18 protein-coding genes are annotated in these 17,827 nt (G+C 68.9%); 16 read left to right on the top strand and 2 right to left on the bottom strand.

From position 1 onward, the window contains the following. Positions 1-543, top strand: a complete 543-nt coding sequence (locus tag ACJ8AT_RS34750; protein ID WP_407742267.1) for a pilin — start codon at positions 1-3, stop codon at positions 541-543. Between the two features lie 130 nt (positions 544-673). Next, positions 674-1,921: a serine hydrolase domain-containing protein gene (locus tag ACJ8AT_RS34745; protein ID WP_407742256.1), complete on the top strand. Its 1,248-nt coding sequence runs from the start codon at positions 674-676 to the stop codon at positions 1,919-1,921. Positions 1,922-1,925: 4 nt separating this feature from the next. Here the strand turns inward: ACJ8AT_RS34745 and ACJ8AT_RS34740 are convergent, their stop codons facing one another. Then, the gene (locus ACJ8AT_RS34740) at positions 1,926-2,708 is read right to left on the bottom strand and encodes an alpha/beta fold hydrolase (RefSeq protein ID WP_407742255.1); all 783 of its coding nucleotides are present in this window, start codon (positions 2,706-2,708) and stop codon (positions 1,926-1,928) included. Positions 2,709-2,786: 78 nt separating this feature from the next. Between ACJ8AT_RS34740 and ACJ8AT_RS34735 the strand changes: the two genes are divergently transcribed. The 9 genes from ACJ8AT_RS34735 (at position 2,787) to ACJ8AT_RS34695 (ending at position 14,250) form a co-directional block, all read left to right on the top strand. Next, positions 2,787-4,100: a bifunctional folylpolyglutamate synthase/dihydrofolate synthase gene (locus ACJ8AT_RS34735; protein ID WP_407742254.1), complete on the top strand. Its 1,314-nt coding sequence runs from the start codon at positions 2,787-2,789 to the stop codon at positions 4,098-4,100. A 9-nt stretch (positions 4,101-4,109) separates the two neighbouring features. Beyond that, complete coding sequence (locus ACJ8AT_RS34730) at positions 4,110-5,387, top strand: alpha/beta fold hydrolase (RefSeq protein ID WP_407742253.1); 1,278 nt, start codon at positions 4,110-4,112, stop codon at positions 5,385-5,387. Between the two features lie 86 nt (positions 5,388-5,473). Continuing rightward, positions 5,474-7,084: an AMIN domain-containing protein gene (locus ACJ8AT_RS34725; RefSeq protein ID WP_407742252.1), complete on the top strand. Its 1,611-nt coding sequence runs from the start codon at positions 5,474-5,476 to the stop codon at positions 7,082-7,084. A gap of 12 nt (positions 7,085-7,096) precedes the next feature. Continuing rightward, positions 7,097-9,697: an LPS-assembly protein LptD gene (locus tag ACJ8AT_RS34720; RefSeq protein ID WP_407742251.1), complete on the top strand. Its 2,601-nt coding sequence runs from the start codon at positions 7,097-7,099 to the stop codon at positions 9,695-9,697. A gap of 74 nt (positions 9,698-9,771) precedes the next feature. Beyond that, on the top strand, positions 9,772-10,122 hold the full coding sequence (locus tag ACJ8AT_RS34715) for a helix-turn-helix domain-containing protein (RefSeq protein WP_407742250.1): 351 nt from the start codon (positions 9,772-9,774) through the stop codon (positions 10,120-10,122). 145 nt (positions 10,123-10,267) lie between these two features. Further along, entirely contained in the window at positions 10,268-11,809 is a 1,542-nt protein-coding gene (locus tag ACJ8AT_RS34710; protein ID WP_407742249.1) for a hypothetical protein, read from the top strand. Between the two features lie 86 nt (positions 11,810-11,895). Next, positions 11,896-12,597 (top strand): TetR/AcrR family transcriptional regulator, encoded by a 702-nt coding sequence (locus ACJ8AT_RS34705; protein WP_407742248.1) that lies wholly within the window; start codon positions 11,896-11,898, stop codon positions 12,595-12,597. Then, the gene (locus ACJ8AT_RS34700) at positions 12,540-13,325 is read left to right on the top strand and encodes an enoyl-CoA hydratase/isomerase family protein (RefSeq protein ID WP_407742247.1); all 786 of its coding nucleotides are present in this window, start codon (positions 12,540-12,542) and stop codon (positions 13,323-13,325) included. Before ACJ8AT_RS34705 ends, ACJ8AT_RS34700 begins: the two co-directional genes overlap by 58 nt. A gap of 31 nt (positions 13,326-13,356) precedes the next feature. Beyond that, positions 13,357-14,250, top strand: a complete 894-nt coding sequence (locus ACJ8AT_RS34695; protein ID WP_407742246.1) for a 3-keto-5-aminohexanoate cleavage protein — start codon at positions 13,357-13,359, stop codon at positions 14,248-14,250. A gap of 16 nt (positions 14,251-14,266) precedes the next feature. On the opposite strand, the gene ACJ8AT_RS34690 is transcribed toward ACJ8AT_RS34695, so the two are convergent. Then, positions 14,267-15,262: a M23 family metallopeptidase gene (locus ACJ8AT_RS34690; RefSeq protein WP_407742245.1), complete on the bottom strand. Its 996-nt coding sequence runs from the start codon at positions 15,260-15,262 to the stop codon at positions 14,267-14,269. A 259-nt stretch (positions 15,263-15,521) separates the two neighbouring features. Between ACJ8AT_RS34690 and ACJ8AT_RS34685 the strand changes: the two genes are divergently transcribed. The 5 genes from ACJ8AT_RS34685 (at position 15,522) to ACJ8AT_RS34665 (ending at position 17,813) form a co-directional block, all read left to right on the top strand. Then, positions 15,522-15,986 carry a hypothetical protein gene (locus ACJ8AT_RS34685; protein WP_407742268.1) on the top strand — a complete coding sequence of 155 codons (465 nt, stop codon included), beginning with the start codon at positions 15,522-15,524 and terminating at the stop codon, positions 15,984-15,986. A gap of 13 nt (positions 15,987-15,999) precedes the next feature. Continuing rightward, complete coding sequence (locus ACJ8AT_RS34680) at positions 16,000-16,767, top strand: endonuclease/exonuclease/phosphatase family protein (protein ID WP_407742244.1); 768 nt, start codon at positions 16,000-16,002, stop codon at positions 16,765-16,767. 139 nt (positions 16,768-16,906) lie between these two features. Continuing rightward, entirely contained in the window at positions 16,907-17,359 is a 453-nt protein-coding gene (locus ACJ8AT_RS34675; RefSeq protein WP_407742243.1) for a phage holin family protein, read from the top strand. Next, positions 17,349-17,564 carry a DUF3618 domain-containing protein gene (locus ACJ8AT_RS34670; protein ID WP_407742242.1) on the top strand — a complete coding sequence of 72 codons (216 nt, stop codon included), beginning with the start codon at positions 17,349-17,351 and terminating at the stop codon, positions 17,562-17,564. The genes ACJ8AT_RS34675 and ACJ8AT_RS34670 overlap by 11 nt, the downstream gene beginning before the upstream one ends. 48 nt (positions 17,565-17,612) lie before the next feature. Further along, positions 17,613-17,813: a hypothetical protein gene (locus ACJ8AT_RS34665; RefSeq protein ID WP_407742241.1), complete on the top strand. Its 201-nt coding sequence runs from the start codon at positions 17,613-17,615 to the stop codon at positions 17,811-17,813. The last annotated feature ends 14 nt before the right edge of the window (positions 17,814-17,827 follow it).

Here is a 17,827-nt window from a genome sequence, read left to right as displayed (position 1 = left end):
GTGCGCTTCCAGGCGCGGGCTCGGCAGTCCGAGGCGAACACCAACCTCAAGAGCCTGTTCACCGGGCTGCGGACCCAGCAGCGCATGCCGTCCAGCACCATTCGCTCCACCGGCTTCAGCCCCGAGCGTGGCAACCGTTACAGCTACCACCTCGAGAATGGCTGCTCCTCCTCTGAGGATCGCTCTGGCATCAATTCGCAGCAGCACAACACGGACACGTGCGTGGGGACGGACCAGTTCAAGTTCACCAGCTTCCCGCCCTTCTTCACGGTGGAGCCGGTGGCTTCTCCGACCTGGAATGCCAATGCCTCCAGGAATGGCATGGCCGACGCCGCTGGCATCTATGGCGCCGAGGAGAGCTGGGATTTCCTGGCCTATGCCGCGGGCGACGTGGACAACACGCTCGGCAGCGATAAAGCCGATACGTGGATGATCTCCTCCTCGGATGGCCAGGTCCAAGCCACGTGCCCCGCCACGGGCGTGCCGCAGAATGTCGCCGCGGGTGAGCCGTTCAACACCTACAACGACGTGAACTGCGACTGACAGGAGCCTGCTCCGAGTCAACCCAGGACCCCCAAGCGCGGCGAGGCGCTCGGGGGCTTCTGGCGGAGAGAAGCTTCCGGATGCGCGTGGGCCGCCGTGTGCCAGACTGCGCCGCGAGGAGATTCAACGCATGGCGGAGTTTGGCATCGACGTCGATCCGGGCGAGGCCGGCCTGGACGCGCGGCGGCTGCGGCGTATCGACACGCACTTCCGCCGCTACGTCGACGATGGGCGGCTCGCGGGCTGGCAGGTGATGGTCTCGCGCCACGGCAAGGTGGCGCATCTGAGCTCATATGGGCTCGCCGACAAGGAGGCGGGCCGCGCGGTCGAGACAGACACGATCTGGCGCATCTACTCCATGACGAAGCCGGTGACCTCCGTCGCGGCGATGATGCTGTGGGAGGAGGGTGCGTTCGAGCTGTCCGATCCCGTCAGCCGCTGGCTGCCCGAGTTCGCGCAGCCGCGCGTCTACGTGGGAGGCCCGGCCACCAAGCCGGTCACCGTTCCCGCGACCGAGCCGATTCGCGTGTGGCACCTGCTCACGCACACCGCGGGGCTGACGTACGGCTTCCACCGGGTGCACGTCACCGACGAGATCCACCGGCTTCGCGGCTTCGAGGCCGGCGCGCCGGAGGGCTTTGATCTCGCCGCATGCGTGCGCGCGTGGGCGGAGCTGCCGCTGACGTTCCAGCCCGGTGCGGAGTGGAACTACTCGGTGGCGACGGACGTACTCGGCCGGCTCATCGAGGTCATCTCCGGGCAGCCGCTCGACGCCTTCTTCGCCGAGCGCATCTTCGGCCCGCTCGGGATGAGGGACACCTCCTTCGGGTGCCCCGAGGACAAGCAGGGCCGCCTGGCGGCCTTGTACGCCATGAGCCCCGGGCGCACCCAGCCGGGCCGCATGGACACGCCCGGCAAGCAGGTGACGCCGCCTTCCTGGCTGTCAGGAGGCGGCGGGCTGGTGTCGACGACGCGCGACTACACGCGCTTCACCTGGATGCTTCTGAATGGGGGCGAGCTCGAGGGCGTGCGGCTGCTGTCTCCGCGGACCGTCCGTTACATGACCCGGAACCATCTGCCGGGAGGCGTGGATCTCGCCACCTATGGCCGGCCCCTGTTCGCCGAGACGCGGTACGACGGGGTGGGGTTCGGGCTCGGGTTCGGCGTGGTCGTCAATCCGGTCGCCTACCGCACGCTGTCGAGCACGGGCGAGTACCACTGGGGCGGCATGGCGAGCACCTCGTTCTGGGTCGACCCGATCGAGCAGATGACCGTCGTGTTCATGACCCAGCTACTCCCGTCGAGCACCTATCCGCTGCGCTCACAGCTGCGGCAGCTCGTGTACTCGGCGCTCGTCGACAAGGGGGGAGAGCCCTGAGCACTCACGCGTCGAGCGCGGCCCTCAACGCGGCGACAGTGCCCTCCCTGTCCTCGAGCAGGAGCGCGTGGGCGCAGCCGGGCACACGCTGGAGCACCGCGTGAGGAGCCGCCGCCACCATCCGCTCGCTGTAGGCCGGAGGGGTGGAGCGATCGAGCTCTCCGACTCGCGCGGTGAGGGGAGCGCGCAGGGAGCCAAGGCGTGGGTGCAGGTCCTCCACGTTCGCGGTGGAGAGGGCTTCGATGGAGAGCCACGCGGGTGTGGTGCTGTCGAGCCAGGCCTCCACTTCGCTCACGGCCTCCGGGTGAGCGGAGGCGAAGGCCGGGGCCATGAAGTTGAGCGCGACCGGCCGTCGGAAGGCAGGGTCCGTGAAGTCCGGCATCCTCTGGAGCATGTCGGCCGTCGCGCGCAGGGCGTCACGATGCTCGGGCGCCAACGCGGCAAAACCTCCGAGCGTTACAACCTGAGTCACCTCCAGACGGCCCGTGAGCGCCAGGCGGAGGGCTCGCCAGGAGCCCAGCGAGAAGCCAACGACCGCGGCCTGGGTGACTCCCCGGGCGCGCAGCGCCTCCTCGAGCAGCTCCTGGGTTCGTTCGAAGAGGCGAGGGCCAGCCAGCGGCGGACTCTGGCCGTAGCCAGGCAGCTCGGGGATCAGCACGCGCCGATGGCTCTGAAGGGCTGTCACGAGCGGCTCGAAGAAGGCCACCGAGCTTGGCGAGCCGTGCAAGAGGACAACCGCCGGGCCATGGCCCACTTCGTGGATGAACAGGGATTCTGGAGTCTGCATGAGGGAAGTGGGCTCGGCTGTGGAGTGCCAACGCAGGTGGCGACTGCTGGGGGATGAACTGGAGTATCGTGCCGCCGCATGATGCCGCCCCGGACAACCGACGAGGCGCTGGACTTCTTCGCCCGGCTCAACCCGTCCGTCATCAAGCCGGGCCTGGAGCGCATGCACGTGGCGCTCGAGGCCCTGGGCCACCCGGAGCGCCGCTACCGCTCGCTCCACGTGGCGGGCACCAATGGCAAGGGCAGTACCTGTGCCTTTTCGGCGGCTGCGCTGCGTGCCGCCGGACACCGGGTGGGGCTCTACACCTCACCGCACCTCGAGCGCGTCACCGAGCGCATCCAGGTGGATGGCGCGGAGATCCCCCGCGACATGCTAGGCCGCCGCATCCTCGAGGTGCTGGAGCGCTACCCGCAGGCCGCGAGTTCGCCCGCACCTCTCTCGTACTTCGAGTTCGGCACCGTGCTGGGCTTCTGGCACTTCGCCCAGGAGGGCGTGGAGGTGGCCGTGCTGGAGACGGGGCTCGGCGGGCGGCTGGACGCCACCAACACCGTGACGCCGCTCGTCACCGCCATCACCCCCATCTCCTTCGATCACATGGAGTATCTGGGGAACACGCTCGGAGCCATCGCCGGGGAGAAGGCGGGCATCCTCAAACCGGGCGTGCCCGTGGTGGTCAGCCGCCAGGAGCCCGAGGCGCTCGAGGCCATCTCCCGGAGGGCAGGGGAGGTGGGCGCTCCCATGCTGCTCGAGGGCAGGGACTTCACCCTGGAGGAAGCTCCCGGAGCAGGGCTCACCTATCGGGGACAGAAGTGGAGCTTGGACGGCCTGTCGATCTCCCTGCGAGGTCCTCACCAGCGGCAGAACGCCTCCATGGCGCTCGCCGCGCTGGAGCAGCTCGATGTGCGGGGCGTGCTCGTCTCCTCGGAGGCCGCACGCACGGGCCTGGCCTCCGCGTACTGGCCCGGGCGCCTAGAGGAGCTGAGCAAGCGACCGGCCGTCGTGTTGGATGGGGCTCACAATCCTGGCGGCGTGGCCGTGTTGCTGGCCTCGCTCGAGAGCCTGTACCCCGGGCGGCGGATCCACGCGGTGTTCGGAGTGGTGGCCGACAAGGATCGCGCGCCGATGATGCGGGCCCTCTTTCCGCGCTGCGCTTCCATCCACCTCACGCCCCTGGACACTCCGCGCTCCCTGGCGCCCGAGCGCTACGTCGAAGAGGCGCGTGCTCTGTGCTCGGATGTACGTGCCTATGCCAGCCTGGACGAGGCCCTGGCGGGCGCGAGAGCCCTCGCGAGGGAGGAGGACGTCGTCTTATGTACGGGCTCCTTGTTTCTGGTGGGAGCAGCCCGGGCTCGCCTGGGCCAAAGCCTTGGCGCATTGCATCAGGGGAAGTAAATTTCAGACATGCGCCTGCCGGATGATTGGAGAACCGCAGCTCCAGGTCCGCGGTTACCGACCGTTGACGAGGTCGATTTCCGGGCGCTCTATCAGAAGACGAAGTACGTGGTGGAGACGGCGGACGGCTGGTCGTTGATGATGACCCGCTACCGGCCGGTGAAGCAGCCCTTCGCGCAGCCGTTGTTCGGCGAGGTGCTGCTGCTGGTGCACGGCTTCTCGCAGAACCGGCACGCGTGGACGAGCGGCCAGTTCGTGAAGAACCTGCTCTTCTTCGGCGTGGACATCCACATCCTGGAGCTGCGCGGGCACGGCAAGAGCTCGCTGGAGCTGCAGCGCGAGCGGGCCACGCGCTTCCGCAGGCCGCTGCCGCCGGACCTGGACTACGGCTGGGACATCGACAGCTACTTCCTCTACGACTTGCCGGCGGCCGTCTCCGGGGTGAAGCGCATCACCCGGCGGGACAAGATCTTCTACTGCGGCCACTCGATGGGCGGGATGTTGGGCTACGGCTACGCCGGCATCCACGACGACTTCGAGGGGCTGATCACCATCGGCTCGCCGGCGGACCTGGGCCGGGGCTTCTTCATGCTCAAGGCGCTGGCCATGAGCGCGCCAGCCCTGGGCGGCATGGTGGACATGACGCTGGCGGGGCTCAACGCTCAGGAGAAGCTGGGCCACCTGGGCCGCTCGCTGCTGGCGCGCGGGGCGAAGGTGCTCAACCGCGAGCTGGGCAAGAAGCTGGAGCCCCAGGCGGACCCCAAGGCCTCGCGCTTCAACTACGTGCCCGTGGATACGTGGCTGAAGTTCGCCGAGAAGCAGATGGCCCGCGCCGAGGGGCACCCGCTCTACGAGCGGCTGGCCGCGCGCATCAACAGGCTGAGCAACCCCGCCCGGGTGAGCGGCCAGGACATCCGCTGGCTGCTGCGCGAGGGAGGCGAGCGAGAGCCTCGCAAGGTGCTGGAGCAGTTCGCCCGGTGGATCCGCCGCGGGGAGATGGTCTGCTACCGCACCGACTACGACTTCAAGCGCGGCTTCTCCAAGATCACGATCCCCATGGCCATCATCTTCGGGGATCTGGATCCGCTGGCCTCGGTGGAGTCCACTCGGAGCGTCTACCGCGCCGCCAAGAGCGAGTACCTGCTGTGGCGGCCGGTGAAGGGCAACAGCCACATCGAGCTGACGATGGGGCACGACATCCGGCAGATCTGCTACGACATCAAGAATCTGATCGAGTACGCCCGGACCCACCGAGTGCGCTCGCCGGTGCTGCCGCGCCTCCGCTAGCTCCCCAAGCAAGACCCGAGCCAGGAAATTGGAGCCCGGGGGCGCATGCTCTACAGTCGCGCTCACTGAAGAAGGGATCTCGTTCGATGAAGTGGCTGGCCGTGTCAGTGCTCGTCGGGGTGCTGGTTCCCCTCCTTGCGCTCGCGCAGGAGAAGGTGGAGCTCAACACCATCACGAGCGTGAAGGTGAACGGCAGCACGGTGGAGATCACCGGCACGAAGAAGCCGAACTTCACCACCTTCACCATGACGGATCCGCCGCGGCTCGTGATCGACATCTCCGAGGCCATCCTCAAGGGCGTGCCGGAAGAGACGCGGGTGAATAACGGCTTCATCACGGGGCTGCGCTCGGCCAACTACGGCTCGGAGTCGTCCTCTATTGCCCGAGTGCTCATCGGCTACGACCGGGATATCGAGACCGACATCCAGGTGAGCGGCAACGTGCTGATGGTGAAGGTGCTGGAGGGAGGGCCGCTCGTGGCCCAGGCGATGCCGGGGCCTGGGCAACCCGTGCAGGGATCCTCGGGCACGACGGCGGCCGAGCCCCAGGCTGGCACCTCGCAGACGGCAGGGACTACGGCCCAGGCTGGCACCTCGCAGACGACAGGGACCGGCGCGCAGGCGGGTACCGCTCAGACGGCCCAGACGGCTCAGACGGCCCAGACGGCCCAGGCGGATGCCGCCGCGAAGGCCCAGGCGGACCGTGAAGCCCAGGCGAAGGCCCAGGCGGATGCAGCGGCCACGGTGGCTGCGGCGAAGAAGGCCGAGGAGGCCGCCCGCGCGGAGGCGGCGAAGAAGGCCGAGGACGAGCGTCGCGCCCAGGAGCTGGCGGTGGCCGAGGAGAAGAAGCGCCAGCAGGAGGCGGCCCGCGCCGAGGCGGAGGCCAAGAAGCTGGCGGAGGCTCAGGAGAAGAAGCGCAAGGAGGACGAGGCGCGAGCGGCGGCCGAGGCCCGGCGACAGCAGGAGGCCGACGAGAAGAAGCGCAAGGCGGAGGAAGTCGAGCAGAAGCGTCTGGCCGCGCTGGAGGAGAAGAAGCGCAAGGAGGACGAGGCGCGAGCGGCGGTCGAGGCCAAGCGGCAGCAGGAGGCCGACGAGAAGAAGCGCCGGGCCGAGGAGGCCGAGCAGAAGCGTCTGGCCGCGCTGGAAGAGAGGAAGCACAAGGAGGACGAGGCGCGAGCGGCGGTCGAGGCCCGGCGGCAGCAGGAGGCCGACGAGAAGAAGCGCAAGGCGGAGGAGGCCGAGCAGAAGCGTCTGGCCGCGCTGGAAGAGAAGAAGCGCCAAGAGGAGGCGGCCCGTGCCACCCGGGTGGCCAGCGCCGAGCCCCCGCACCGGCCCGAGCCGGAGGGTCCCTCCTCAGCGGCCGTCTCCGGGCGGCACAAGATCCTGGAACTCGTCGGTTTCCAACAGCAGTCCGGCGGCGCGCGTGTCTTCGTGCGCACCAACGAGCCGGTGAGCTACAAGGTCTCCGAGGGCCGCAACGAGATCGTCCTCATGCTGGAGAACACGCAGATCGGCAAGGGTAACAACACCCGTGCGCTCGACACGTCCTTCTTCGATACCGCCGTGGCCCAGGTGGATCCCACCGCGGGGCCGGACCGCTCCGTGCGCGTCTCCATCAAGCTCAAGGCGCAGGTGCCCGTGCAGACTCGCCAGGAGGGCAACACCATCTCCCTGGAGTTCCCGCGCCCGCCTCGGTAGGCAGAGGGGGCCATGAGCCTCCTGCTTCCGGCGACCGTCGCGCTGCTCGTCTCGGCGCAGATCCCGCTGTCCACCCAGATCCAGCTCCCCACCGGGCAGACGGTCGAGGTGAACGCGGACTTCGTCGTCTACGAGCCGGACCGGCAGCTGCTCACCGCTCGCGGCCACACCGAGCTGCGCACGGCCGAGACGGTGCTGCGCGCGGACGAGGTCACCTACGATCAGGCGGCGCAGACGGCGAAGGCCACCGGCAATGTGATGTTCGTGAGCGGGCAGTTCGCCGCCGTGGCGGACGAGGTGGTGGTGGACCTGCGCTCCAACGAGGCCAGCGTCAAGGGCGGCCTCTTCATGCAGAAGCGCAACGTCACCGCGGAGGCGCTCCGGGCCGCGGAGACGCCCCAGCAGCTGCGGCAGCTGGGCGACACGCCCGTGCTCCTCAAAGGCACGCACATCAAGCGCACCGGCCCCAACGCCTTCCAGGTGGATGATCTGTCCTTCTCCCCGTGCGCGTGCAGCCCGGGAGAGCCCAGCTGGCGCGTGGAGGCCAGCAACGCCTCCGTGGAGGTGGGCGAGCGCGCCATCCTCACCTGGCCCGTGGTGTACGTGCACTCGGTGCCGGTGTTGGCGCTGCCCTGGCTGTACCTGCCTCTGGCCGAGCGGCGCTCGGGCCTGCTGGTGCCGCGCCCCACCACCTCCGGCCTCAACGGCTTTGGCATCGACCAGCCCATCTTCTTCACGCTCGGGCGCAGCTATGATCTCACGCTCACTCCGGGCTACTACACCGGCGCCGCGAACGAGAACCACCCCTTCACTCTGGAAGCGGGGGGCACCGTCAACCGCATCGAGCCACGCTTCGTGGGCATGCGGGGCCCACGCCTGCTCGGCGAGTTCCGCTATGTGCCCAGCGAGCAGACCCACGGGCGGCTCACCCTGGGCGGCGTGTACGATCTCCAGCCTCTCCGCGACCCGAGGACCGGACAGTTCTTCCGCGTGGGCAATGATCCCAATGCGGGGTACGTCCCCGAAGCGCGGGGGCTGCGGGGCGAGGCCTCCTGGCAGCACATCCAGGATCTCGGCGGGGGGTTCCGGGATCGGATCGACGCGGGGTTCGTCTCGGATGGCTTCTACACGCGAGATCTCACCGCGGACATCGTCGCCCGAGAGAACCAGTACCTGCGCAGCAGCGGCGTCATCTACCACCGCGGCGAGGAGCACTACGCGGGCCTCGAGGTCTCCCTGCGGCAGGACATCCGCTGGGCCTACTCATTCCTGCGCGAGGATCGCGTCCCCGCCGTCACGGATCCGTCCCAGCCCGTCCTCCCAGGCCCCATCACCTTCCAGAAGCTGCCGGCCCTCACGGTGGCCTTGCCCGAGCAGCTCATCGCCGGCCGATGGGCCGCCGGGCTGCGCATGGAGTTCACCCGCCTGGCGCCCTTCTCCAAGAGCTTCGGAGACGAGGGCGAGGACGGCCTCTTCAACCCCGCTCGCACCCAGCAGCTCATCAGCCCGGAGGGGCAGCTGCGGGACGTCCTTGGACCGGATGGGAAGACGCCGTTGCCCGATCCCACCCAATCGGATGGCCTCTTCAACGGCTCGGACCGCGAGGCGCGCGATCGGCTGGACTTCTTCCCGCGCCTGTCCACCTCCTTCGGGCTGGGGCCCTACGCGCGGCTGACACCCTCCCTCGCGCTCCGCCAGGACTTCTATGTGGGCGAGGTGTCCGGGCACACGGCCCAGCGGGGCTATCCGCTGCTGGGGCTGGTGGCGGACTCGGAGCTGGCGCGCACCTATGAAGGGAAGGGGGACGCCTGGCGCCACACCCTGGTGCCCTCCGTGGAGCTGCGCTACGTGCCTGGCGTGTGGGGAGGCGTCCCAGCGCCCGGCGCCTCGCCTGATCGCCCACCCCAGCTCTATGACGAGATTGACGCGGCGCTCCCTGTCGGGACGGATGGCCGGAGCCAGGGCTTCCTGCAAGCCGTGGTGGAGGTGGCCCAGTCCCTCCAGATCAAAAAGGGCGATCAGCGGCGCGAGGTGCTCCGCCTCCGCCTCGGGCAGGGGTTTGACCTGACGCGTCGTGGGCTGATCTTCGGCCCGCTGAGCGAGTCCGAGCAATCCAGGCGGGTGCTGCGTGACACCTATGCGCGCCTGAATGCCAGCGCGGGGGTGCTCAATGGTGGGGCGCTGCTGCGCTGGGATCCAAACACCACCCGCATCACTCAATTCAGTGCGGATGCCTCCATCGACAATGGAAAGGGCGCGGGGCTCTATGCTCGGTATGACGACCTGGTGGCGGTCGGCTCGGACCCGCTCCGCCGGGGGATTGATGCCCTGGTTGGTCCCGCGGCTGAGAGCCATGCCCGTGCCCAGCTGCTTGTCGCGGGCTCGCGTTTGGCGCTCGGAATCGGGCTCGGTTTGCGCTACGAGGCCATTCTACAGCCACTCGCGAAGACTCAGTCACCCCTGGCTCAACAGGTGCTGGGGGTGTCGTACGGTCCCGCGTGTGACTGCTGGCGCATCGAGGGAGTTGCCACGCTGCGTCGAGGGCAGAAGCGGCCAGACTTTGGTGTCAACCTGAGTGTGGCCGGTGTCGGGGCTTTCGGGTCAGGAGGTTGACGGACAGCGGAATCCCCGAATGCCGCCAGTGGTTGTCATAACCTTACAACGACCCCCAGGAGGGCAGGATTTTCGTGTCGGAACTCGGAAAACGTATCGGCCAACGCATCCGCGAGCTTCGCACGCAGCGGCCTGAGCGCTGGACCCAGGAAGAGCTCGCCGAGCGGGCTCAGATCAGCGTGTCATTTCTCTCCATGATCGAGCGCGGAGAGCGGGTCGCCCATGTGGAGACCCTCGCCGCGCTCGCCAGCGCCCTCGGTGTGAGCCTGGGGGAGCTGTTTGCCGGAACGGAGCAGTCCCTCGCTCAGACCGAGGATCTGCTGCGTCCGCTGTCGGACTTTGCTCGGGCGCGAGGGCTCACCGCCCGAGATGTCGATCGCCTGCTGGGCGTCGCGCGGGTGATGTTCAACGGCTCGGCGGCCTAGCCCCGGTGCCGCGGCGCCTTTCCCGAGGCCCGCGGCACCGTGCCCTGTCCTTGACTCGACACAGGGCAGCCCTGGAAGATGGGAAATTGTCGGCTGGGCGTCACCTGTGGCGCATGGCCCTTCCTCTTCCAAGGAGTCACCGCAGATGCGTCTGGGTCTGGCCTCATGCATGGTGCTCGCGAGCGCCTTGCTGGCGTGCTCGCCGCCGCCCCCCGCCACGCTGGAATTTGTCGACCAGTCTCCGGCCAACCCCAGGCTGGGGGAGATCACCACCCTGCGGTTCCGGGCGATCGACACGCGCGGCAATCCTCAGGCGGGAACGCCTGTGCACTTCGCGCTGCAGTCGGACGTGCCGGGGGTGACGCTCAACCCCACCGACTCCAGCACCAACGTGGGGGATGGCATCGCGTCCACCCAGCTGGTGGCCAATGGCCGTGTGGCCTCGGTGGTGGTGATCGCCACCTCGGATGACAAGACGGCCCTCAGCCCGGCGGTGTCCTTCGCGGGCGCGGCCGCCAACGGCAAGCAGTTCACCTTCCAGTGCGGCCAGTTCTCGGGCACCGCCTCGGGCGGTCTGCACGCCATTGGCGCGTGGGACGAGACGCGCTACCTGATCGCGGGCGTGAAGGCGCGCTGCTTCGCGCACGTGGGCGACCGCAACGGAGATGGGATCGCCGGCGCCCAGGTCTCCTTCCTCACCGAGGCGGGCACCGTGGGGCCGAGCTCCACCTCCGTCTCGGACGTGGTGGGCAACGCGGCGATCCTCTACAAGACGTCCTACCCGGTGCCGGTGGAGACGGATCCGGGGACGTTCAGCTGGAACCCGCCCAACGACGCCACGCACACGGGCGAGTACCTGGCGCCCCTGTGGATGCACCCCTTCTACTGGCTGCAGAACCCCATCCGGGACTACGGCACCGTGGTCAACCCGCAGTTGGATCAGCCCGAGCCTCGGCGCGATGATCCGATCCGCCCCAACCGCATCAACAACCCGCGTGACAACCTGGTGGCCATGATCGCCGTCACCACGGGCGAGGAGGGCTTCAACGACAAGAACAACAACGGCCAGTTCGACGAGGGCGAGTTCGACCCGAAGTACGATCTGACCGAGCCCTTCGTCGACAGCAACGACAACGGCACGTGGGATGACGGCGAGCGCTTCGTGGACACCAACGGCAATGGCCACTGGGACGGGAAGAACGGCAAGTATGACGCCACCACGCTGATCTGGGTGCAGGAGCGCATCCTCTGGACGGGCTGGCCGCACCCGCTGGATCGCGACGAGACGGCGCTCAACCGCACGCCCATTGTCCGGCAGCTCTCGCCGCCCTCGGGCACGCTGATCAACCTGCCGCACTTCGGCTCGCAGAACGTCGTGTTCCTGCTGTCGGATCCCTGGTTCAACCGGATTGCCCAGAACAGCGACAGCGACGGCTGCAGCACCGGCAACACCGGCCCGGTCATCGTGGAGAACCTGCCCAAGGGCGTGGCCTTCACCTACCCGTCGCTGTCCGTGGAGGCGTACAACATCCGCGACCAGCACGATCCGGCCTCCGTCCCGCCGGCCCCGGCCTACCCCACGGCGATCAAGTTCGATGTGAACGCCGGGTGCCGGTACACGGCCTCCCAGGAGGCAGGGCACGTCGTGCTCGTCAACGCACCGCCCATGAGCGGCACGGTGCTGTAGTTGCGCCAAGGGCATTGACCGGCGGCCCCGCCGTCCGTAGGGTCCTCCGCGGCTGATTCTGGAGTCAATCGGCCGCGGAGGAAGGTGTGAGCCAGCAGACCCCCAAGGCGGCCGACGGAGGAGCGAAAGAGGGCGAGCGTCGCCGCACCATCCTCCGAGCGGCCATCAACGTCTTCGCGAGCAAGGGCTACCACGGGTGCCGCATCGCGGACGTGGCGCGCGAGGCGGGCGTGGCCTACGGGCTCGTCTACCACTACTTCAAGAACAAGGATGAGCTGCTGGAGACCGTCTTCGAGACGGGCTGGAGCGGCTTCGTCACCCGGGTGCGCGCGGTCATCGAGGGCGAGGGCTCGCTCGAGCAGAAGGTGCGCGGCATTACGGAGGTGGCCTTCGAGGCCTACCGGGTGGATCCCCGAGGGGTGAAGGTGCTGATCGCCGAGGTCGCCCGCAGCCCCGGGGGCCGGGTGAACCGGCAGACCGCCTTCATGGATGCCATCCGGCTGTGCTCGGAGATGCTGTCCAAGTCCCAGGCCGCGGGGGAGCTGCGGGCCGAGCTGGATCCGCAGCTGGCCGCGGCGCTGTTCTTCGGCAACATCGAGATGGCGTTCACCGCGCTGGTGCTGGGGCTGGTGGATCCCCGCGACCCGGAGAAGCTGGAGCGGGCCAAGGAGCAGATCGCGGGATCCTTCCTTCACGGGGTCCTCGCCGGCGGGGCCGATCCGGAGGTGCCATGGAAGAAGGAGCAGGAGAAGTCCGGTACGCGGTCCAAGGCGCTCAGGCGCTCGTAACCATTGATCGGCCTCGGGCCCGCAACGCGCTGTCGCCCGCGGTGGTGCAGGGGCTGATGGAGGCGGTGGGACGCGCGGAGGCGGATCCGGCGGCGCGGGTGGTGGTGCTCACCGGCGCCGGGGAGAAGGTGTTCTGCGCGGGAGGAGATCTCGGCCAGCTGGGAGACGGGGGCTTCCTCGCCACGCACGAAGGCCGGCGCTCCTACGCCCTGCTGCTCATGCGGCTGCAGGGCTGCCGCAAGCCCACGGTGGCGCGGGTGAATGGGCACGCGCTCGCCGGAGGGCTCGGGCTGGTGCTGGCGTGCGATCTGGCCGTGGCCGCGGAGCAGGCCGAGCTGGGCACGCCGGAGATCGACGTGGGGCTGTTCCCCATGATGATGATGGCGCTGCTGCAGCGGCACGTGGGGCGCAAGCGCGCGCTGGAGCTGGTGATGACGGGCGATCGCCTGCCGTCACGCGAGGCGCTGGCGCTGGGGCTGCTCAGCCGCGTGGTGCCGGCGGCGGAGCTGAACTCGGCCGTGGGCGCGCTCGTGGAGAAGCTGGCGGGGAAGAGTCAGGCGGTGCTGGCCCTGGGCAAGCGCGCCTTCTTCACCGCCGAGGATCTGCCGCTGCCCGCGGCGTTGGAGTTCCTGGCGTCCCAGCTCTCGCTGAACGTGATGGCCGAGGATGCCGCCGAGGGCGTCACCGCCTTCATGGAGAAGCGTCCCCCGAAGTGGAACGATCGTTGAGCGCGCCCCGAGCGCGTCAGGAGAGCCCCGTATGCCTCTGGTGAAGGACAAGGTCATCGTCACCTGCGCGCTGACTGGCGTGCTGGCCAAGCGCGAGCAGTGCCCCTATCTGCCGTACACGCCGGTGGAGATCGCCGAGGAGGCCAAGCGCGTCTACGACGCGGGCGCCGCCGTGGTGCACATCCACGCCCGGGAGCCGGACTCCGGCGAGCAGACCTGGCGCACGGAGATCTACCGGCAGATCCGCGAGGAGATCCGCAAGCGCTGCCCGATCATCATCAACTTCTCCACCGGGGGCTTCAACATGGGGGTGGAGGCCGAGGGCGACAAGCGCGGCCGGCTGGCCTATGTCTCCGAGACGCGCCCGGAGATGGCGGCGCTCAACATGGGCTCGATGAACTATGCGAAGTATTCGGAGAAGCGGAAGGGCTTCGTCTTCGACTTCGTGTTCCCGAACCCGTTCTCGGACATCCTCATGGCCGCCGAGGCCATGCGCGCCGGAGGCGTGAAGCCGGAGCTGGAGTGCTTCGATCTGGGCCACATCCACAACGCGCAGCCGCTGCTGGCCATGGGCGCGCTCAAGGGGCCGCTCCAGTACAGCTTCATCCTCGGGGTGCTCGGGGGCGTGGCGCCCACGGCGGAGAACCTGGCGCACATGGCTCGGCAGGTGGGCCCGCAGGACACCTGGGAGATCATCGGCATCTCCAAGGTGCAGTGGCCGCTGGTGATGGCGGCGCTGGTGCTGGGAGGCAACATCCGCGTGGGCCTGGAGGACAACTTCTATCTGGACACGGCCGGCACGCAGATGGCCAAGGGCAACGCGCCGTTGGTGGAGAAGGCGGTGCGGCTGGCGCGGGACGTGGGCCGCGAGCCCATGACGCCGGACGAGGCCCGCGCCGCGCTGAGCCTCCCCCAGGTGTGGTAGCCCAGCCGCGGCCCGGTTACGGGGTCACGCTGGAGGTAGCGGGGACGGCGCCCTTGCCGGCCCCGGCCTCGGGAGCGGGGGCGGGCTGGCCGGAGCCGCCCGAGGCGGTGGCCACTCGAGGCTCGGGGTTGCCGAAGAAGTCCAGCTTGAGCAGCGTGAGGCCGTCCGTCCAGAGCCCATCCACCTTCACACCCCAGTGGAGGTGGGGGCCGGTGACGCGGCCCGTCTTGCCCACCAGGCCCAGCTTCTGGCCCTGCTTCACCTTGTCGCCCGGCTTCACGTCGAAGTGCGACATATGGAAGTACGTGGTGAAGAGGCCGCCGCCGTGGCTGATGATCACCGTGTTGCCTGAGGCGTAGCACTCGCGCGTCATCACCACCTCGCCATCGTTGGCGGCGTAGATGGGATCGCCCGTGTTGCCGTCAATGTCCGTGCCGAAGTGCTGGCTCTGGAGCTTGCCGTTGAACGAGCGGCGATCTCCGAAGGGTGCGGTGATGCGATCCTGGCGCGGCCAGGCGAAGTTGCGCTCGAAGCGCAGCGGGCCGAAGGGCTGAGCGAAGGCGGCGGCGAACGCGGCCTTGTCCTCGGCGATCTGCGCCTTCACGGACTCCGGCGGCTTGATGTACTTGCCCGCCACCTGGAGCTGCCGGTCGGGGAAGCCGGGCTCCACCACGTCCAGCGTGCCCGCGAGCTTCACAGGCTCTCCGGCGCGCGGGTGCGGGCCCTCCACCTTCACGTCGACCCGGCCCACGGCCTGCTCCACCGGAAGCCCCGTCAGCGCCTGCCAGGCGCCTGAGGCCTCGAAGAAGTGCAGGGTCCGGCCCGCCAACGTGCCCGAGGGCGCGCCGTCCACGCCGCGCACGGTGACGAGGATGGGATCGCCCGGCTTGGCCGTCCCGGGCTGCACGGAGAGGCTCGGCTGGGCCTCGGCTCCCAAGGCCACCAGGCCGAGGGCAAGCAGGGTGAAGGGGAGCAGGGAGGAAGGCCGGGGGAGGAAGGGCGCGAGCGGCATGTGGCCGCAGTTGTACACCGGGATTCGTGACGCTCCGACTTCCAGAATGAAAGGCTTGCTTGCGCGCCTGCTCTTCCTGGCGGCCAGGCATCACTTCCCCTGGGAGAAGCCCGTTGGTGAACAGGTCTCTCGCTCTTTGGGCTCAACTGGTCGAGGAGCGAACGTCCGAGCGATTCGCGGGCTCGCGTGGTGTTCCGAGCGGTGGGGGGGCTCCATAGCTTCTCGGACGGACTCGCTTCCACAACTTGGGGGATGTTGGATGCCTCGTTCCTATAGCTTTGATCATTTCCAGGTGCCTGCCGCCGAGCCTCGCAGCCGGAGCCTGCGGCGCCGGGACAAGCAGCACCTGGCGGACTCGCGCCACGCCCAGGCGGCCTCGGAAGAGGGGCTCCACTACGGCAAGAGCCACGCGGAGACCGAGGAGATCCTCAAGGCCCGCGCCCTGGCTCCGCCGCGCCGGGAGCCTGCTGCTCCGCCGCGTGCGGAGAAGCCCACCCCCACGCTTCGGATCAACCGCAACACGACGCCCATTGGCGCGCTGCCGGCGATGGAGGAGCTGCCGCCCCGTGGGCGCTTCCAGGATCTGTTCGACGAGGCCACGCGCCAGTTCGATGCGATCCAGAGCGGCATCGGCGACGTGGGCAAGGCCGCGGTGCGGCTGGCTTCGCTCCCGCTCGAGGTGGTGCGCCTGGCCGCTCGCCGGCTGCGCCTCGTGCACGGCTGAGGGCTTCGGGGCCGTGGAGCTGACGCTCGTCTCGTACAACATCCACAGCGGGATCGGCACCGACGGGCGCTTTGATCTCCACCGGGTGGGCGAGGTGCTCCGAGAGATCAACGCGGACATCATCGCCCTGCAGGAGGTGGGGGACTTCCGAGGCCAGACGTCGCGCGAGGATCAGCCCGAGCACCTGGCGGATCTGCTCGGGCTGCACATGGCCTTCGGCCCGAACGTGGTGCGCCAGGGCCGCCGCTACGGCAACGCCGTGCTCACCCGGCTGCCCATCCTCAAGTCGAAGAACTATGACCTGAGCGTGGAGAGCCGCGAGCCTCGAGGCGCCCTGCGCTGCGATCTGGATCTGGGCGGGGGCCGGCAGCTCCACCTCTTCTGCCTCCACCTGGGGCTGTCGCTCGGGGAGCGCCGGCGGCAGGAGGGCCTGCTGCTGTCGGCGGACATCCTCCGAGACGCGGTGCGCAAGGATCCGGTGGTGGTGTGCGGGGACTTCAACTACTGGGGGAACAAGCCGGTGCCCGCGCTGGTGCGCCGGGCGATCCATGACGCGGCGCTGGAGCTGCACACCCCGGCGCGCACCTATCCCTCCCGGCTGCCCCTGCTGCGCCTGGATCGCATCTTCGTGGACCTGGGTGTCCGCCCGCTCACCATCCGCCCACACCGGTCCACGCTGGCGTCGGTCGCCTCGGATCACCTGCCGCTGGTGCTGCGCTTCGAGGCCCCGGTGACCACCGAGTCCCTGGCGGCCTCGGCACCCGTGCAGCTCATCGGCTAGCGTAGGGGCTCCAGCGGGAGTTCACTGGCCGACGCTTGCGACCGCTGGACACAAGAAGCATGCGACGGGTTGTCGCGGCAGAGGCGGATGCCTAGGTTGGCTCCGCTGTGGGACGCCAGCAGTGCCGGCCGGAGCGTGGATGAACTTGGGGACGGAACAGACGGATCGCGGGATCGCCGCGCTCGTCGGGCGCATGGCGGACAGCTTCAGCCGCCTGGTGTCGCAGCACATCACCCTGGCGCGGCTGGAGCTGGCCGAGGACGCCAAGGCGATGGGCCTGAATGTGGCGCGCATCGTCGCGTTCGTGCCCTTCGTGCTGGTGGGCTACGTCTTCCTGTGCGCGGCGCTCTCGGTGGTGCTCGCGGCCTGGATCGGCTACGCCGGGGCCCTCGCGGTGGTCGGTGGCCTCAACGTGGTGGGAGGAGGGCTTGGCATCTGGCGAGCCGTGTCCAACCTCCAGAGCGGCCAGATGATGAATGACAGCAGCCAGGAGCTTTCTCGCAGCGTGGCGGCGCTCACCTCCACGGTGGGGGCGCCCGCGGTGCCTTCGCAGCCCAGGAACGTGCTCAAGGAGCCCACCAATGCCCAGTAACGGACAGCCCAAGACCGAGCCCCGGAGCCCCGCCGCCCTGCGGGCCGAGATCGAGCGCACCCGCGCGGAGCTGGCCACCTCCGTCACCGCGCTTCGCGAGGAGGTGGCCCACGCCACCGACTGGCGCGCCTGGGTGGGCAAGCGCCCCTACGTGTGCGTGGGGGCGGCCTTCATGATCGGCTTCATGCTGGGCAGCCGCCGCTGACTCTCTTCACCTCACACCCGTATTTCCAACCGATAGGAGATGGCCTCGATGGAGATGAATCCACAGCAGATCCAGGACCGCGCGCGTGAGATCCAGGAGCGCATCGTTCCGCAGATTGATGAGGCGCGTCGCAACCTGGTGGACATGAACAACCGCATGGTGAGCTTCATCCGCGCCAACCCGGGCACCTGCCTGCTGGGCGCGGTGGCCGTGGGCTTCCTCATCGGCAAGATCGCCTCGCGTCGCTAGCCCCGCCGTCTTCA

Origin of the sequence: Hyalangium sp., from assembly GCF_045802625.1 — a bacterium.
Lineage (GTDB): Bacteria > Myxococcota > Myxococcia > Myxococcales > Myxococcaceae > Hyalangium.
Note: the sequence above shows the minus strand (reverse complement) of the source record. Positions and strands in the feature narration are given on the sequence as shown.

Excerpts from the sequence above, each read along its gene's own strand:
- ACJ8AT_RS34700 (WP_407742247.1), top strand. The coding sequence starts at position 12,540 with ATGGAAGAAGGAGCAGGAGAAGTCCGGTACGCGGTCCAAGGCGCTCAG.
- ACJ8AT_RS34710 (WP_407742249.1), top strand. The coding sequence starts at position 10,268 with ATGCGTCTGGGTCTGGCCTCATGCATGGTGCTCGCGAGCGCCTTGCTG.
- ACJ8AT_RS34675 (WP_407742243.1), top strand. The coding sequence starts at position 16,907 with ATGAACTTGGGGACGGAACAGACGGATCGCGGGATCGCCGCGCTCGTC.
- ACJ8AT_RS34720 (WP_407742251.1), top strand. The coding sequence starts at position 7,097 with ATGAGCCTCCTGCTTCCGGCGACCGTCGCGCTGCTCGTCTCGGCGCAG.
- ACJ8AT_RS34690 (WP_407742245.1), bottom strand. The coding sequence starts at position 15,262 with ATGCCGCTCGCGCCCTTCCTCCCCCGGCCTTCCTCCCTGCTCCCCTTC.
- ACJ8AT_RS34740 (WP_407742255.1), bottom strand. The coding sequence starts at position 2,708 with ATGCAGACTCCAGAATCCCTGTTCATCCACGAAGTGGGCCATGGCCCG.
- ACJ8AT_RS34725 (WP_407742252.1), top strand. The coding sequence starts at position 5,474 with ATGAAGTGGCTGGCCGTGTCAGTGCTCGTCGGGGTGCTGGTTCCCCTC.
- ACJ8AT_RS34735 (WP_407742254.1), top strand. The coding sequence starts at position 2,787 with ATGATGCCGCCCCGGACAACCGACGAGGCGCTGGACTTCTTCGCCCGG.
- ACJ8AT_RS34685 (WP_407742268.1), top strand. The coding sequence starts at position 15,522 with ATGCCTCGTTCCTATAGCTTTGATCATTTCCAGGTGCCTGCCGCCGAG.
- ACJ8AT_RS34695 (WP_407742246.1), top strand. The coding sequence starts at position 13,357 with ATGCCTCTGGTGAAGGACAAGGTCATCGTCACCTGCGCGCTGACTGGC.
- ACJ8AT_RS34730 (WP_407742253.1), top strand. The coding sequence starts at position 4,110 with ATGCGCCTGCCGGATGATTGGAGAACCGCAGCTCCAGGTCCGCGGTTA.
- ACJ8AT_RS34670 (WP_407742242.1), top strand. The coding sequence starts at position 17,349 with ATGCCCAGTAACGGACAGCCCAAGACCGAGCCCCGGAGCCCCGCCGCC.
- ACJ8AT_RS34665 (WP_407742241.1), top strand. The coding sequence starts at position 17,613 with ATGGAGATGAATCCACAGCAGATCCAGGACCGCGCGCGTGAGATCCAG.
- ACJ8AT_RS34745 (WP_407742256.1), top strand. The coding sequence starts at position 674 with ATGGCGGAGTTTGGCATCGACGTCGATCCGGGCGAGGCCGGCCTGGAC.